The sequence below is a fragment of the Actinomycetota bacterium genome (assembly GCA_018830725.1).
In the GTDB taxonomy this organism is placed as follows: Bacteria; Actinomycetota; Humimicrobiia; order JAHJRV01; family JAHJRV01; genus JAHJRV01.
Map to the genome: position 1 here is coordinate 1 of JAHJRV010000023.1, position 15852 is coordinate 15852.

The 15852-nt window shown below is 31.5% G+C and carries 16 protein-coding genes; 10 read left to right on the forward strand and 6 right to left on the reverse strand.

The annotated features are described in order from the left end of the window. On the forward strand, positions 1-1178 hold a 1178-nt coding region (locus KKC53_01005; protein MBU2597752.1), incomplete at its 5' end, for a ribonucleoside triphosphate reductase. A 15-nt stretch (positions 1179-1193) separates the two neighbouring features. Further along, positions 1194-1946: an anaerobic ribonucleoside-triphosphate reductase activating protein gene (locus KKC53_01010; GenBank protein ID MBU2597753.1), complete on the forward strand. Its 753-nt coding sequence runs from the start codon at positions 1194-1196 to the stop codon at positions 1944-1946. Positions 1947-2006: 60 nt separating this feature from the next. Here KKC53_01010 and KKC53_01015 read toward each other — a convergent pair whose 3' ends face one another. Next, the gene (locus tag KKC53_01015; protein MBU2597754.1) at positions 2007-2471 is read right to left on the reverse strand and encodes a TIGR00725 family protein; all 465 of its coding nucleotides are present in this window, start codon (positions 2469-2471) and stop codon (positions 2007-2009) included. Between the two features lie 240 nt (positions 2472-2711). Between KKC53_01015 and KKC53_01020 the strand changes: the two genes are divergently transcribed. From KKC53_01020 to KKC53_01055, 8 genes are all read left to right on the forward strand, one after another. Next, complete coding sequence (locus tag KKC53_01020) at positions 2712-2990, forward strand: MoaD/ThiS family protein (GenBank protein ID MBU2597755.1); 279 nt, start codon at positions 2712-2714, stop codon at positions 2988-2990. Between the two features lie 164 nt (positions 2991-3154). Next, complete coding sequence (locus tag KKC53_01025; protein ID MBU2597756.1) at positions 3155-4996, forward strand: aldehyde ferredoxin oxidoreductase family protein; 1842 nt, start codon at positions 3155-3157, stop codon at positions 4994-4996. Beyond that, positions 4996-5490, forward strand: coding sequence for a 4Fe-4S dicluster domain-containing protein (locus KKC53_01030; protein MBU2597757.1), 495 nt, complete (start codon positions 4996-4998; stop codon positions 5488-5490). The genes KKC53_01025 and KKC53_01030 overlap by 1 nt, the downstream gene beginning before the upstream one ends. 141 nt (positions 5491-5631) lie before the next feature. After that, positions 5632-8004: a hydrogenase iron-sulfur subunit gene (locus KKC53_01035; GenBank protein MBU2597758.1), complete on the forward strand. Its 2373-nt coding sequence runs from the start codon at positions 5632-5634 to the stop codon at positions 8002-8004. Between the two features lie 64 nt (positions 8005-8068). Continuing rightward, complete coding sequence (locus KKC53_01040) at positions 8069-8566, forward strand: 4Fe-4S dicluster domain-containing protein (protein ID MBU2597759.1); 498 nt, start codon at positions 8069-8071, stop codon at positions 8564-8566. Between the two features lie 41 nt (positions 8567-8607). Then, positions 8608-9534 carry a CoB--CoM heterodisulfide reductase iron-sulfur subunit B family protein gene (locus KKC53_01045; GenBank protein ID MBU2597760.1) on the forward strand — a complete coding sequence of 309 codons (927 nt, stop codon included), beginning with the start codon at positions 8608-8610 and terminating at the stop codon, positions 9532-9534. Between the two features lie 44 nt (positions 9535-9578). Further along, entirely contained in the window at positions 9579-10547 is a 969-nt protein-coding gene (locus tag KKC53_01050; protein ID MBU2597761.1) for a 4Fe-4S dicluster domain-containing protein, read from the forward strand. A gap of 117 nt (positions 10548-10664) precedes the next feature. Further along, positions 10665-11294 (forward strand): nitroreductase family protein, encoded by a 630-nt coding sequence (locus KKC53_01055; GenBank protein ID MBU2597762.1) that lies wholly within the window; start codon positions 10665-10667, stop codon positions 11292-11294. Positions 11295-11353: 59 nt separating this feature from the next. Here the strand turns inward: KKC53_01055 and KKC53_01060 are convergent, their stop codons facing one another. From KKC53_01060 to KKC53_01080, 5 genes are all read right to left on the reverse strand, one after another. Continuing rightward, positions 11354-12160 (reverse strand): HAD family hydrolase, encoded by an 807-nt coding sequence (locus KKC53_01060; protein ID MBU2597763.1) that lies wholly within the window; start codon positions 12158-12160, stop codon positions 11354-11356. Positions 12161-12220: 60 nt separating this feature from the next. After that, positions 12221-12829 carry a histidine phosphatase family protein gene (locus KKC53_01065; GenBank protein ID MBU2597764.1) on the reverse strand — a complete coding sequence of 203 codons (609 nt, stop codon included), beginning with the start codon at positions 12827-12829 and terminating at the stop codon, positions 12221-12223. A gap of 106 nt (positions 12830-12935) precedes the next feature. After that, on the reverse strand, positions 12936-13499 hold the full coding sequence (gene coaBC / locus KKC53_01070; GenBank protein ID MBU2597765.1) for a bifunctional phosphopantothenoylcysteine decarboxylase/phosphopantothenate--cysteine ligase CoaBC: 564 nt from the start codon (positions 13497-13499) through the stop codon (positions 12936-12938). A gap of 127 nt (positions 13500-13626) precedes the next feature. Next, positions 13627-14301: a phosphopantothenate--cysteine ligase gene (locus KKC53_01075; GenBank protein ID MBU2597766.1), complete on the reverse strand. Its 675-nt coding sequence runs from the start codon at positions 14299-14301 to the stop codon at positions 13627-13629. 145 nt (positions 14302-14446) lie between these two features. After that, entirely contained in the window at positions 14447-15688 is a 1242-nt protein-coding gene (locus KKC53_01080) for a transposase (GenBank protein MBU2597767.1), read from the reverse strand. Between the last annotated feature and the right edge of the window lie 164 nt (positions 15689-15852).

The window sequence follows — 15852 nt, forward strand, 5'->3', positions numbered from 1 at the left end:
TCTTTAACAAAGCATTTGCAGAAGTTATGTCAGAAGGCGATGCAAAAGGAAGAGTATTTACCTTTCCTATTCCTACATACAATATTACTGAAGATTTTGCTTGGGATAACCCTACATTGGAACCAATATGGAATATGACTTCTAAATATGGTACACCATATTTTGCTAATTTTATAAATTCTGACATGAAACCTGAAGATGCAACCAGCATGTGTTGTCGGCTTAGAATTGATCAGAGAGAATTAAGAAAAAGAGGTGGTGGATTTTTTGGGGCAAATCCTCTTACAGGCAGTTCTGGAGTTGTGACAATTAATATGCCAAGAATTGGGTACTTTTCAAAAGATGAAAAGGAGTTCTTTAATAGACTTAAAGAAAAAATGGATCTGGCAAAAAAGAGTCTTGAGATCAAAAGAAAAGTATTGGAAAGATTCACAGAAAATAATTTATATCCATATGCAAAATATTATCTTAATTCAATCAAAAAAAGATTTGGAGGCTACTGGAGAAATCATTTCTCAACAATCGGTTTAATCGGAATGAATGAAGCATGTTTAAACTTTTTAGGAAAAGATATCACAACCCAGGAAGGTAGAGATTTTTCCATAAAAGTTTTGGATTTTATGAGAGAAAAGCTTATGGATTATCAAAATGAGACTGACAATATTTATAATCTTGAAGCAACTCCTGGTGAAGGTGCAACCTTTAGACTTGCAAAAACTGATAAGGAAAAATTTCCAGAGATTATTTGCGCAAATGAGGAAACTCTTAAAAATGGAGCAGCGCCTTATTATACAAATTCAACACAGCTTCCTGTTGGATATACTGATGACATCTTTGAAGCTTTAGATTTGCAAGATGAACTTCAAACCAAATATACTGGTGGCACTGTTTTTCATGGCTTTGTTGGAGAAAAATTGCCTGATGGTGAGAGTTCTAAAATATTAGTAAAAAAAGTTGCAGAAAATTATAGACTTCCTTATTTTACAATTACTCCTACCTTTAGTATCTGTCCACAAGATGGTTATTTGTCTGGTGAGCATGAAACTTGTCCAGAATGTGGAGCAATTACTGAAGTTTATTCCAGAGTAGTTGGATATATAAGACCTATTAAACAATGGAATAAAGGAAAGAGATCAGAATTTAAAGACCGCAAAACCTTTGTAATAGATAAAAAGTAAGTAATATAAAATAAAATGATTATTGGTGGACTGCAAAAATTTTCACTCATTGATTATCCCCATAAAATAAGTGCCATAATTTTTACTATTGGCTGCAATTTCAGGTGTCCATTTTGTCATAATCCTGAATTAGTCAATCCAGGACTTTATCCAGAAAAAATCCCAGAAAATAATGTATTTGAGTTTTTAGAAAGTAGAAGGGAAAAACTTGACGCTGTTGTAATAAGTGGTGGTGAACCGACACTTCATAAAGATCTTTATCAATTCATTTCAAAGTTAAAATCAATGGGTTTTTTAATTAAATTAGACACAAATGGAACGTATCCAAATATACTGAATAGATTAATTAAAGATAATCTTTTAAACTATATAGCAATGGATATTAAAGGATCACTGGATAGATATGAAGAGATAGTTACAACTAAAGTTAATTTAGAGAATATAAAAGACAGCATTAATATAATACTCAGTTTAGATAAGAGTAGTAAGACAAAAGATATTCTAAATAAAAAAACTTATTATAAATCTCCTGATACCAAAATTAATTATGAGTTCAGGACAACAGTTTTACCAAAGTTTCATAATGAGGATGAAATTCATAAAATAGGAAAACTAGTTAATGGAGCTAAATTATTCATTTTACAAAAATTTTATCCTTCAAAAACATTGGATTTGAAATTTTTAAAAGAGAATCAATTTTCTGATGACCAGATGCTGAAATTTAAAAAGATATTAGAGAATTATGTGCAAAAATGCCTGATTAGATGAAAATAGCTAATATCGTTAGTGAGTTAAAGTCTTAAGAATGACAATTCCATTTACTGTTCACTATTTTGCTAGTTCGTATGCTTTTTCTACAGCAGATATTGGGTCATCCACTCTTATTATTCTTGATACACCAAACTCATCTTTGCCAATATCCCACGTTTTTAACCCAATTACTGGCGTACCCATTTTAAGAGCATGGGCAATTTCAGATAATGTTCCATACTCTCCCCCAATTGCAATAACAACATTTGCTGCTTTTACAACTAATACATTTCTTGCTTCACTCATTCCAGTAGGAAGCGATATATCAAGATACTTGCTTGCACCTGTTCTCGTATCACCCGGTAATATACCAACTGTTATTCCTCCTGCTTCCTTAGCTCCTTTAGCTGAAGCGTCCATGACACCACCCAATCCTCCACAAATAAGTATCGCTTTTTTCTTTGCAACTTCTCTTCCTACTTCATAAGCTAATTTATATATATCTTTACTACACTTACTTGCTCCTATCACAGATATATACATCTAACCTCCCCATTTTAGTCCATAAAAAAACTTTAAAAAAACTTTGACAAAATAATTAACTTATTATATCTTAAATCAGTATAATTCTTGTTTTTTGCAGACTATTTTTCATTATCTGCTATAATTTATTAGAATAAATAATGCTTGATTAAAAATGATGCTTACTAAAGAGTAAAATCATCTAAAATTTTGTAAGAATAAGCATTATGTTATGAATTTCTTAAAAGGAGATGTGACAGATTGAAAATAAGTGTTGAGCTCTTTGGACTTGCAAAACGAATTATTGGAAAAAAAATAGTTGAAATAGAATTAAAAGATAAAAATACCCTCAAAAACTTAACTAAAGAATTAGTGAAAAAATACCCCAAACTTTTAGGAACAGTAATTAAAGAAAAAACCTTTAAAACAATTGCTCCATACATGTTTAATTTAGATGGGAAACAAGCAATAAGCGATTTAGGATATGAATTAAAGGAGGGTGATAGACTGCTTCTATTATTTGCAACTGTTGGTGGTTAAAATTTAATTTTATACAATTTAATTTAGTTTAGATAAATCATTAAATGAAATTAATTTAGTCAAATTTTAAAATCCACTTTACAATATTTAATTTTTTTTATTATTAATTACAACTAACTATCTTTAAATTAATTAAATCATTTTAACATACAAGGAGGTAAATTATGCACTCATATAGTGGAAGAATCTTACATATTGATCTCTCCACTAAAGAAACATCTGTTCAAACCGTTAGTGAAGAATTCTTAAAAAAATATCTGGGTGGTGTAGGTTTAGCTTCAAAACTCTTATATGACAATATAAAACCAGGAGTTGATCCATTAGGCCCTGAAAATGTTTTAGTTTTTGCATCAAGCGCTTTTGGTGGAACAATAGTCCCTGTTGGTACAAAACACGGAGTAGCATCTAAATCACCACTTACAGGATTCCTTGGAGATTCTTTGTCATCAAGTTATTGGTCCCAAGTAATAAAAAGAGCTGGATATGATGGGATTGTTATAAAAGGAAAAAGTAAAGAACCAATATATCTTTTCATTGATGATGATGATGTTCACTTTAAAAATGCTGAGTATCTTGCTGGATTAGGTTGCTTTGAAACAGAGGAAAGAATAAGAGGTGAAATAGGAGATCAAAATGTAAGAGTAAGTTCCATCGGATTAGCAGGAGAAAATCTTGTTAGGTTTGCTTGTATCTCTAATGATAGAGGAAGAAAAGCGGGAAGAACAGGTCAGGGAGCAGTAATGGGGTCAAAGAATTTAAAAGCTATTGCAATAAGAGGGTCAAAACCTATAAATGTAGCTAATCCAGAAGAACTATCTAAAAAGTGTTTTGATCTCATGAAAATAGCACAGGGAACTCCAACTGAAAAATATAGAGTTCTTGGTACTCCCGCAAATGTACTTGTTATGAATAGATTGGCAACTTTACCTACTAGAAATTTCCAGTCAGCAACCTTTGAAAAAGCAGAGTTGGTAAGTGGTGAATATCTGCATGAACATTATGTAGAAAAAACTGTGGCATGTTCTGGATGTCCCATAGCTTGTGAACATATTGCCAAGGTTGAGGATGGACCTTATAAAGGTGCAAGAACCAAAATGGAATATGAATCTCTTTTTGCTTTAGGACCATGTTGTGGTATCGATTATATGCCAGCAATTATCAAAGCTTGTGAATTATGTGACACTTATGGAATGGATACTATGAGTACTGGTGTAACAGTTGCGTGGGCTATGGAATGTTATGAGAAAGGGATATTTACCAAAAAAGATGTAGGTGGATTAGATTTAAAGTTTGGAAATCATGAAGCCTATACAAAATTAATTGAGAAGATTGCCAAGAGAGAGGGAATTGGTGACCTTTTGGCAGAGGGAGTTAAGAGAGCTTCAGAAAAAATTGGTAAGGGCTCCAAGCATTTTGCAATGCATGTGAAAGGCTTGGAATGTGCAGGATATGACCCAAGAGGACTTAAAACTTTTGCTTTAGGATGTGCTGTAGGTACAAGAGGTCCTTGTCATAATAGATCCGGAGCTTATGAAGCTGATATAAAAGGATGGACAGATAGATTCACATATGATAAAGAAAAAGGGAAATATGCTGCAGAAAGAGAAAATTATGCAGCTACTTTTGATTCAATTGTACTCTGTAAATTCATAAGAGGATGTTTCGAGGATTATTATAAGGAGGCAAGCGATTTATATACTCTTACAACAGGTATAGAGATGACACCAGATGAGTTGGAGAAGACTGGAGAAAGAATATGGAATCTTAAAAAAGCATTTAATATAAGAGAGGGTTGGACAAGAAAAGATGATACTCTCCCTCCAAGGATTATGAAAGACCCTATTCCAGAGGGAGTTGCAAAGGGACACTTAATAGAAAAGAAAAACTTAGAATTCTTAAAGGATGCTTATTATAAAGCAAGAGGTTGGACAAAGGAAGGTATGATACCTAAGGAGAAGTTGATTGAATTAGGCTTAGACGATATAGCAGAGGAGGTGGGAGTCTAATGGAGCACCTAGGAAAACATAGATATATAGTTTGTGATCCAGATAAATGTGTTGGATGTCAATGGTGTGAATTTATATGCTCACTTGAAAAAACAGGGGCATTTAATCCACTTAAATCAAGGATACGTAATGTTAGAATAGAACCAGTCTTAACAATGTCAGTTGCATGTAGGCTTTGTGAAGACCCACCATGTGTTGCATCATGTCCTCATAAAGCACTCACCCAAAGTGATGATACTGGACTAATTATTATTGATGATGATAAGTGTGATGGATGTGGTTGGTGTATTGAAGCATGTGAATTCGGAGCTATTACATTAGATGCTGCGGAAAAAACAGTTAGAATATGTGATTTGTGTAAAGATTTAGAAACACCAAAATGTATTGAATTCTGTCCTAAAGAAGCTCTCACTCTCTCAACTCCAGAAGAAGTTGCACAGAAAATGAGAAGAGGGGTTGTAGGAAAACTCTTAGAAGAATTAGCAAAGAGCTAATAAAACTAATGATTGTGTTATTGAAAAATTATTAAACTTTTAAAAGAGGAGAATGTGAAAGAGGATTTAAGAATAGGGGTTTTTGTATGCCATTGTGGTTCAAATATTGCAGGAGTAATAGATCCCAAAAAATTGGCTGAGATGGCTTTAGAACTTCCTGGTGTTGTATTTGCTAAAGATCATGGATATGCTTGTTCAGATCCTGGCCAGATATTGATAAAAGAGAGTATAAAGGAATATAACCTCAACAGGGTTGTAGTCTCAGCCTGTTCTCCAAGATTACATGAACCTACATTTAGAGTTTGTGTTTACGAAGCAGGGTTAAATTCATATTTAATGGAGATGGCAAATATAAGAGAACATTGTACTTGGGTTCATCCTGATTATCCAGAAGAAGCTTTTGAGAAAGCATTTGATTTGATTCGTTCCGCTGTAGCTAAGGCAAGGTATCTATCACCACTCGAAACTATAAAAGTTCCCGTAACAAATAAAGCTTTAGTAATTGGAGCAGGTATTGCAGGAATCAGTGCTGCTTTAGATCTTGGTGATATGGGATATGAAACCTATCTTATAGAAAAAGAGCCATCAATTGGTGGTAGAATGGCACAACTTGATAAAACATTCCCCACCATGGACTGCTCTATATGAATTTTAGCCCCAAAGATGGTTGACGCGGCGCGTCACCCGAAGATTAGAATCTTTTCATATAGTGAAGTAGAAGAAGTAAGCGGTTTTGTTGGAAATTTCAAAGTAAAGATAAAGAAAAAACCTCAATATGTTATAGCTGATAAATGTACTGGTTGTGGTCTTTGTGTTGATGTCTGTCCTATAGAAGTTCCAAATGAATTTGATGAAGGTACCACGACAAGAAAAGCAATATATGTTCCATTTGCTCAAGCAGTTCCTTTGGTTTATACAATAGATATGGACGCCTGTATTGAATGTTATAAATGTGTCAAGGCATGTGGTAAGCTTGAGGCTATAGATTTTTCACAGAAGGAAGAAATAACAGAGTTGGATGTTGGAATTATTATAGTAGCTACAGGATATGATATTTATGATCCAACCCCGATACAACAGTATGGATATGGAAGATATCCAAATGTTTTGACTGCTTTAGAATTAGAGAGACTTCTTGATGAAAGTGGTCCAACAACGGGAAAATTATACAGACCCTCAGATATGAAGATTCCAGGGAAAGTGGCATTTATCCAGTGTGTTGGGTCAAGGGATGATATTCACGAATACTGCTCAGGATTTTGCTGTATGTATACAATAAAAAATTCACTTATTATGAGAGAGAAATATCCTGATTTAGATATCTCTGTGTATTATATGGATATAAGAACTCCAGCCAAAGGATATGAGGAGTTCTATAAAAGAGCAAGGGAAGAGGGAATAAAATTTATTCAGGGTAAGCCCTCAGAGATAGCACAAGATCCTAATAATCATAATCTATTCATTTATTCTGAAGACCTGGCTAAAGGAAAGGCAATTAGAGATGAGGCAGATATTGTAATATTATCTACGGCTGCTGAACCTCGACCAGATTCTAGAACATTGGGAAGTAAACTTGGAGTAACTAGTGGTACAAGTGGTTTCTATATGGAGAGCCATCCGAAATTAAAACCAATAGATACTCCTACAGAAGGGGTTTTCTTAGCAGGATCTGCTCAAGGACCAAAGGATATCCCCTATAGTGTTGCTCAGGGTAGTGCTGCTTCCTCAAGAGCGAGTAGGATTTTGTCCAGCCCAGAGTGGGAGATTGAACCTCTAATAGCATTTGTTGATGCTGATAAATGTAGAAATGTCAGGAAAAAGTGTGCTATATGTGAAACAAGATGTCCGTATGGAGCAATTATCGCTCCTGAAGGTAAACCAGCATATGTAATTGGTGCAAAGTGCCATGGTTGTGGAACCTGTGTTGCTGATTGCCCAGAAGGTGCAATAACACAGATGCATTATACAGATGCACAGATTGTAGCTCAAATTCATGCCATATTAAGAGAAAAACCTGAAGAAAAGATATTAGTCTTCACCTGCCATTGGTGTAGTTTTGGCGCTGCTGATACTGCTGGTACAAGCCGCTTCAAATATCCACCTGATAATAGAATAATAAAGGTTATGTGCTCTGGTAGGTTAGATAGAAAATTTATTTATGAAGCTTTCAGGATGAGTGCGGGTATGGTTCTTGCTTCTGGTTGCCATCGCCAAGATTGTCACTACATAACTGGTCAACAGCATGCTGAAAGAAGACTTAAAGCTGTACCAAAGATTTTAGAGAGAGCGGGTATTTCACCAGAAAGATTCAGAGTTGAATGGATGAGTGCAGCTGAGGGGCAAACTTTCTCGAAAGTTATGAAAGAGTTGAGTGAAACTCTTAAATCAATAGGAATTAAAAAAATACAGGAGGAAAATAAAAAGGCAAAACCTGAATTGGAAAAAAGAATAAAAGCTTTCAGAGAAGATCCAGATGTATCCAAAATTTTAGAAGCTGGTAAAAAGATAAAATAGAAACTAATAAAAGTACAGAAGTAGAAGCTTAATACTTATTGTTTTATATTTTTAGGATTTGAATATGAAGATTGAAAAAGATTTGAAAAAGTTGATAGAAGAAATTGGAGGAGAGGATTTTCAAAAGAAAGTTCAGGTCTGTTATCAATGTGGCACCTGTGTTGGAGGGTGTCCAGTAGCTTGGGTAAATGAAAATTTTAATCCAAGAAAGATTATATTAGCACTCTCTCGAGGAGAGATAAAAGATATTATTACTAATGATCTGCTCTGGTTCTGTTGTTATTGCCACACTTGCCTTGAAAGATGTCCCCAAAAAATACTTGTCTCTGAGATTATAGCTAAATTAAAAAATATTGCAGCAAAAGTTAGAGATATTCCAGAGGGATATATAAATGAACTTAAAATGATAGCTAAAACAGGTAGAACATCTTCTGTTAGCTCAGCTTCAGAAAGAAGAAGGGATATTTTAAATTTGCCAAAAATATCCCAAGTTTCCGTAGAAAAAGAAATCAATAAAATCTTAGAAGAAACTGGCTCAAATTTGTTTTTAGAAAAAGAGTAAAAAGGGAAATTTAAAGAGTTTTCATTTTTTAAAGAACAGATATGAAAGTAGCAAAAACATCTAAAGTAGATAATAAGACAAAAAACAAAAATAAGGATTATTTATTATTTAAAGGTTGTTTAATACCAACCTCCCTTCCCTATATGGAAATAGCTGCAAGAAAATCGTTAGAAATTTTAGGGGTTGAAACAACAGAAACTGATGATTTTTCCTGTTGTCCAGACCCAGTAGGAATAAAGGCGGTAAGTGAGCTAACCTGGCTTTCTATAGGAGCAAGAAATCTCTCTATTGCTCAAGAATTGGGGAAAGATATTCTTACCCTTTGCAATGGATGTTATGAGACATTAAAAGAGACAAGCCATTATTTAACAGAAGATAAAAATCTTTTAGAAAAGGTGAATGAAATATTATCATCCTCTAATAGAAAATATAATGGAAACACTGTGGTTAAACATATTGCAGAAGTTTTATATTTAGATATAGCACCTGCTCAAATATCTCATATAATAAAAAAACCTTTGTATGGATTAAAAGTTGCAGCATTTTATGGATGCCATTTAGTTAGACCCAGTGAAATAATGAATTTTGATGACCCAGAAAATCCAAAAAGTTTAGATGAATTAATTACTGCTTTAGGTGCTGATAGTGTTCCCAGAATGAGGAAAATGTTTTGCTGTGGTGCTCCTTTATTAGGAGTAAATATGGAACTATCACTAAAAATTGCTAAGGAAAATTTGGATAATATAAAAGAATCCAAAGCAGATTGTATTGTAACATTATGTCCATTTTGTCAGACACAATTTGATAGAAATCAGCAGGTAGTAGAGAGAAAATTTAATAAAAAATATAATTTACCTACTTTTTATTACCCTGAATTACTTTGTCTTGCGCTTGGAGTTGATATAAAACAATTAGGTTTTAATCTTCATAGAGTGAAAGTTGATTCAGCACTTAATAAAATCATATAAAAATCATTTTTAATAAATTTTAATAATTTTTTGGAGGTTTTAATTTGAAAAGGGGAACTCCTGTAAAGATAGATAAGAGAGATAAGTTAATACTTGAGATGAAAACAATCACAAAAACCTATTTGCTTACACTGGATAAAGAACTATGCTGTGGATGTGAGATATGTACATTAATATGTCCCAAGGAAGCTCTTAGTTTAATAGATGCAAAAATTGAGAATGGCTCATTAATTGAAAAGCCAAAAATTGATGCTGACCCAAGTAAATGTATATATTGTGGAGAATGTGTAATCCTCTGTCCATATAATGCATTTAAATTAGAAGTAAATGATAAAGAATCAATTCCCTCAATAGATTTAGAAGCATTCCCTACTTTGATTAAGGAGATAGAAGTAGATGTTAAAAAATGTATACCTGATTGTAAACTTGCCTGTCAAGAAGGGTGTCCATTTGAAGCTATAGAAGTTATATATGAAAAAGAAATTGAAGTTTCTAAAAAAGAGGAGAAGACTGAAGGTTCAGAGAAAGAAAGAAAGTTAACGGAATCTCAAGAGAAAAAGAAAAAAATAGAAAAAATTAAGAAGATAACAGATGTAAAGATAGATGAAATAAAATGTACTTATTGCTCAAAATGTGTTTATGACTGCCCTTATAATGCTATAAAAGTTACAAAACCTATTGAAGGAAAAATATCTATAAATTATGAACTAATGTCTAAAGGATTTAAAGCTGCAGCTGATGTATGTCCTACTAAAGCAATTATATACAATGAGAAAGAGGGTAAATTAAAATTGGAAGATAATTGGTGCTTATACTGTGGAGCATGCAGACTTGTAAGCCCTGAAAACGCAATAATTTTAGAGAGAACAAAAATATTACATGAATATATTGAATCAGGTGCATGGAATAAAGCATTAGAAAAACTAATATCTTCTGAAGAGTTGGCTAAAGAATTAAGAATAAAAGCTGCAAATAAAATTAGGTACTGGATTTTAGAATCAAAAATCCCCTGATCAATTTTATTACTTTCTAACTCTCATAATTAATTATTACTCTTAAAATTTTTAACCCCTTTCCAATTTGATACTAATACTTAAAATATTAATTTTTTTATATTGAAAGGTAGTGAAATGGAGTTACAAGAAACGTTGCTAAGTAGAAGAAGTGTAAGGAAATTTGCAGATAAAGAGGTTGAAAAAGAAAAGATATTTAGAGCTATTGAAGTTGCAGATTTATCACCATCTGCTCACAACTCAAGACCCTGGAGGTTTGATGTTATATACAATAAAAATTTAAAAAATAGAATTGCTAAAGTTCATGATGGAAAATTAGATAAAAAATTAACAAATGGTGTTAGCTTTCCTAATAAATTGCGAGTTAGACTAATAATGCTTATGGCTAAAAAGGTTATTACGAAAGCATCATTAATTATAGTAGCCTGGAATACTCGACCTTTGTTAAATATGCTGGGAGACTATAAAAAGGGTAATCACGAAAAAAGTGATATTGCTTATCAGTTTGTACATGATATGGAGATAGAGAGCATCTCGAATTCTATATATAGTATCCAACTATTACTTCATTCAATGGGAATAGGATCTGTATGGATGGGTATATCAGTACTAAAAGAAGCTGAAATAAAAGAGATTTTAAAAAGTAAAGATCAATTAGTATCAATTCTTGCTGTTGGTTATCCACTATATAAATCGAGAGAAAAGAAAATAAGAGATATAAACTCATATGTTAATACATACGAATAAAGACATAAATAGAATAATTAAATGAGAAAATCCTTCAATATCTATTCTCATTTTTTGTTTTATATATATAATTTTAAATCTGATATATTCTTTATAACTAAATCAGGTACTATTTCTTCTTCACCTGTATAGGGTCTCTTCTCCTTCAGTACAGCTGTCATTCCCACACTTTTAGCTCCTTTTATATCATCATATAATCTGTCACCAACAAAAATAGCCTCATCTGGTGAGACTTTCAATTTTTCTAATACAACTTTAAAAATTTTTGAATCTGGTTTCCTTACCCCAACATCTGATGAGTAAATAGTAAAGTCAAAATATTTAAATATTCCTAACCTTTTTAAGTCACTATCATGAAGTTTTCCTTCAAATATGGTATTAGAAATTACAGCTAATTTGATACCTTTATTATGAATGTAGACAAGGGTGGGTAGTACATCATCATATAATTTTGTCATATTTGACCACGATTTATAATACTCTCCTAAAACTTCAGTTAATTGGCTATTGTTAAGTTTTATATTAAATGAATTAAAAATTCTGTTAAAAACCTTGTCTAATTCAATCTGTTCCTGCCTTTTTAGACTCTCTTGATATTCAATTTTTATAATTTTAAAAAACTTAGAGATAAAATTTATTCTTACTGGTAATTCTATATTTAATTTGGTTGAGGGTTTTTTACTTAATTTATATAAATAATTATATACACTGTTTATACTTTTTATAGATAGATATGTCTTGTTTAGTTTATTGAGAAATTTCCTGCTCTCATCTATGCTTTCATCCTTTACAAGCGTTCCCCACAAATCAAAAATAACAGCTTTAGTATTTTCCTTTTTAAATTTAAAAAAATTCTTCTTGTGCACCTATATATTTATCCTTCTTTAATTTTAAATAATTGATATTATTTATTATATTGCAAGATCTCACCCATTTGATTGGAAAAGATGGTCTGTCCTGTTTACAAAATCAATTTGCCATCTATTATATTCTTTTATCCAGGAGAATTTACTTACTGCTGTAAAATCCATTTTAATAGTAATATCATGCCTTCCAATTATATTTCTTATTATTGTACCTATTACTCCTCCGTGAGTAATTATTAAGATTGTTTTATCCCAATTTTTAACAATTATTTCTTTAATGATTTTTTCAATTTTGCTTTTAAAAATCTCATATGGTTGTAGAGATGTATCTTTTTTTAGCTCTAAATTATCAACTTTAAAATCTTCCTCTTTTATAAAACCTTTTACAATAGAATTTGTGTCTTCTAAATTTTTTCCAAACTGAAATGGACTAGACCAACCTGATAGAAAATCGGGAATATAAAATGTTGCTTCTCTTAATTCATCTTTAAAAATTATCGGGAGATTTAAATAGTTGTTAACAATTTCGGAGGTTTCTTTAGCTCTTCTTAATTTACTTGAATAAAAAACATCAATCTTATATTCTCCTTGGAGCCATTTACCTAAGAGATTGGCTTGTTCCTTACCTAAATCACTTAGTTCTATATTATCTAATCTATCTAATTTCATATGTCCTGTTGCATCCCTATCAGCACATTTTACTTCTAAAATTTTTTTAACCTCATTATCTATTTTAACTTCCCCATGTCTGACTAATATTAATTCTATCTCTAACTTATTTATCTAAAGGTTTTTCTATTTTAAAAATATTTAATATTTTATCAATGATATCTTCTATTTTTGCTAATCTACCAATTCCCATATCTCCACTTGCTAACCTTCCAGTTTCTGGACCAACAAATTCAAATCCTAAATCTTTTAAATTTTTAATATTTTGTTGAACTATAGGATTTTCATACATTGAAGAATGCATAGCAGGTGCAATAAGTTTTGGACATGTTGAAGCCATAATTGTTGAAGATAGAAGGTCATCGGCAATTCCTGAAGCAATTTTCCCAATTATATCTGCTGTTGCTGGTGCTATTACTAAAATATCTCCCTTTTTTGATAAGGATACATGTCTTATATCAGCTTTTTCAATCAGTTTAAACATTTCAATATATACAGTGTTTTGGGATAGAGTTTGAAGAGTAAGTGGTGTTATAAACTCAGTAGCATTTTTGGTCATTATTACTACTACATTCGCTCCCAGATCCTTTAATCTACTCACAAGTGCTGCTGATTTATATGCAGAAATCCCGCCAGTAACTCCCAAAATTATAGTTTTCCCTTTTAACATTTTATCCTCCAGGCTTTATTATTTTATAAATTAATAATTAATATAATTTACATTAAATTATGTAAAGCAACCCTTTAGGATTACATTATTAAGCAAGGCTAAAGCCTTGCCCTACATCTTATAAGTTTTATCTTAATTCTTCAAATATAAATTTAACTAGTTTCTTAGCTATATTCTTTTTACCCTTTTTAACATCTATAACTTTTCCATTTTTGTCTACAAAGTACGCTATGTGCCTGTCTTTTTCTAAATCTTTTAAATCGTTTGCCACCATCAAATCAGAATTACTCTTTATTAATACCTCATGAGCAATTTTAATTAACTCTTCTTTGGTTTTGTTAAACTCTAATTTAAACCCTATGAGAAATATGTTTGGATCAATTTTTTTTATTATCTCTATTACTTTTGGAGTTTTTATTAACCTTATTACCCACTCATTCTTACCAGAAGTGACTTTATCACTTATATATTTATCTGGAACATAATCTAAAACTGCCATACTGTGAATTACAACATCACAATGTTTTTGCTTTAACTCCTGATTTATAGATTTTATTAAATCATCAACTGTTAAAATTTCTATAAGTTTTAAATGTGAGTATAACTGTTCTCCAATATCTTTTACATCTGGAATTATACTTCCCTTCCCATATATGAAAGTAACATCTGCTCCTTGATTAAGTGCTTCTTTAGCAATCTCTGTACCTAATCTACCAGTGGATTTATTTGTGATATATCGGATTTCATCAATTGGTCCTCTTGTAGGTCCAGATGTAATTAAAATATTTAATCTCTTTTTCATACTTATAACCTCGTGATATAAAATAAATTGAGTTCCTTAGTTTTTGTATATTTATTTTGTATTTAATTTTTTAAACTAACATTCTAAAACATTCTCTGTATTTTAAAAAAGCCATGTTCCTATTTTATTACATAGTGAACTACCCTTAGCTTTCGCAAAGGGCTTCATGCGAGTACATTGCCTGAATTGGCAAGCCTGTTTTTCGCATATTATCAGCAAATTGCTGATAGCCTGTCCACTTGGCATTCTGTGATAGGAAACGAGACATTATATTTATAGCTGAGTTTTTATCTCTATCTATTTCGTTTCCACAATCACATATTATAACTCTTTTATATAGTGGCATGTCATGCTTCTTACCACATACACAACACTTTTTGGAGGTGTCTCTCTCGTTGATTTCTATTACTCTTTTACCTATAAGTTCTGCTTTATAGGTTAGAAATCTAACAAATCTTCCAAGAGTTCCTGTATTCTGTATCGCTCTATTTAATCCTCTTGTTCCTTTATGGTTTGATTTACCTTTCTTTTTCTTTGACATATCTTTTACAGATAAATCACCAACAATTATCGTATTGGCTTTTGTATTGTCTATTATCTTTCTTGATAACTTATGCTGAAAATCTTTTGTTTGATTAGCAGACTTCTTTTTCATAAGCTTCAGGTTATTATTTAAAATATTCCATTTCCTGCTTCCCTTTTTACAGTGATCTCTTCTACTCTGAATACTTTGAATTTTCTTTTGCCAGTATTTATCAACTCTTGAGTTCTTTAACTCTATAAACTTAGCATTTAAATTAACTGCTGTGTGTTTGATTATACCTAAGTCAAAAGCCTGATATTTATTGTTATCAATATAATCTTTTACTTGTCTGTTATAAGTAATTGAGATATAGAACTTATCATCCTTTTTAAACACTGAAACCTGATAGACCTCATTGAATTTGAATTTATCTGAAATCTTGAACTTCAAAGGGGTTTTACTATAATTTTGTGAGAGGAAAACATAACCATCTTTTAACTTGAATCCGCTCTGGTTATAAACCATTGTAGTAAAATATTTTTTACCCTTGAATTTAGGAGGTCTTGCTTTTTTATCGCCTTTTTTAAGTAAAGCAAAGAAAGAACAATAATCTGCATCAAGTGTTTTCAGAGTGTATTGAAGCACCTTACTATAAACCCATTTATATTCGGGATATCTCTCTTTTATTTTTGGTAAGTCATTTTGCTGTTTGAAATAAGAAACATATTCACCCTTATTTTTCCATAAATCTATCCTCTCAGATAACGCAAAATTATAAATCAATCTACATTTCTCTGATAATTGCCATAAGATTTCCTCCTGCCCTGAATCTGGAAATATTCTTATTTTTTGAGTTAGTTTCATTTTTGTTTACCTTGACTTTAGTTATCTTAATTTATCATTACATAAGAAACAGGAAATTTTCTTAAAATAGCTATTAAATTATTAATATTATACAAACATATGTTTGCTTTGTCAATTATTTTTAATATTATCATTTACCTGTAAATTAACTTATTTTATAAGAA

Bases quoted from the DNA above. Each gene is read 5' to 3' on its own strand.
- KKC53_01055 (MBU2597762.1), top strand. From the start codon at position 10,665: ATGGAGTTACAAGAAACGTTGCTAAGTAGAAGAAGTGTAAGGAAATTT.
- KKC53_01010 (MBU2597753.1), top strand. From the start codon at position 1,194: ATGATTATTGGTGGACTGCAAAAATTTTCACTCATTGATTATCCCCAT.
- KKC53_01040 (MBU2597759.1), top strand. From the start codon at position 8,069: ATGAAGATTGAAAAAGATTTGAAAAAGTTGATAGAAGAAATTGGAGGA.
- KKC53_01015 (MBU2597754.1), bottom strand. From the start codon at position 2,471: ATGTATATATCTGTGATAGGAGCAAGTAAGTGTAGTAAAGATATATAT.
- coaBC (MBU2597765.1), bottom strand. From the start codon at position 13,499: ATGTTAAAAGGGAAAACTATAATTTTGGGAGTTACTGGCGGGATTTCT.
- KKC53_01030 (MBU2597757.1), top strand. From the start codon at position 4,996: ATGGAGCACCTAGGAAAACATAGATATATAGTTTGTGATCCAGATAAA.
- KKC53_01065 (MBU2597764.1), bottom strand. From the start codon at position 12,829: ATGAAATTAGATAGATTAGATAATATAGAACTAAGTGATTTAGGTAAG.
- KKC53_01045 (MBU2597760.1), top strand. From the start codon at position 8,608: ATGAAAGTAGCAAAAACATCTAAAGTAGATAATAAGACAAAAAACAAA.
- KKC53_01080 (MBU2597767.1), bottom strand. From the start codon at position 15,688: ATGAAACTAACTCAAAAAATAAGAATATTTCCAGATTCAGGGCAGGAG.
- KKC53_01075 (MBU2597766.1), bottom strand. From the start codon at position 14,301: ATGAAAAAGAGATTAAATATTTTAATTACATCTGGACCTACAAGAGGA.
- KKC53_01025 (MBU2597756.1), top strand. From the start codon at position 3,155: ATGCACTCATATAGTGGAAGAATCTTACATATTGATCTCTCCACTAAA.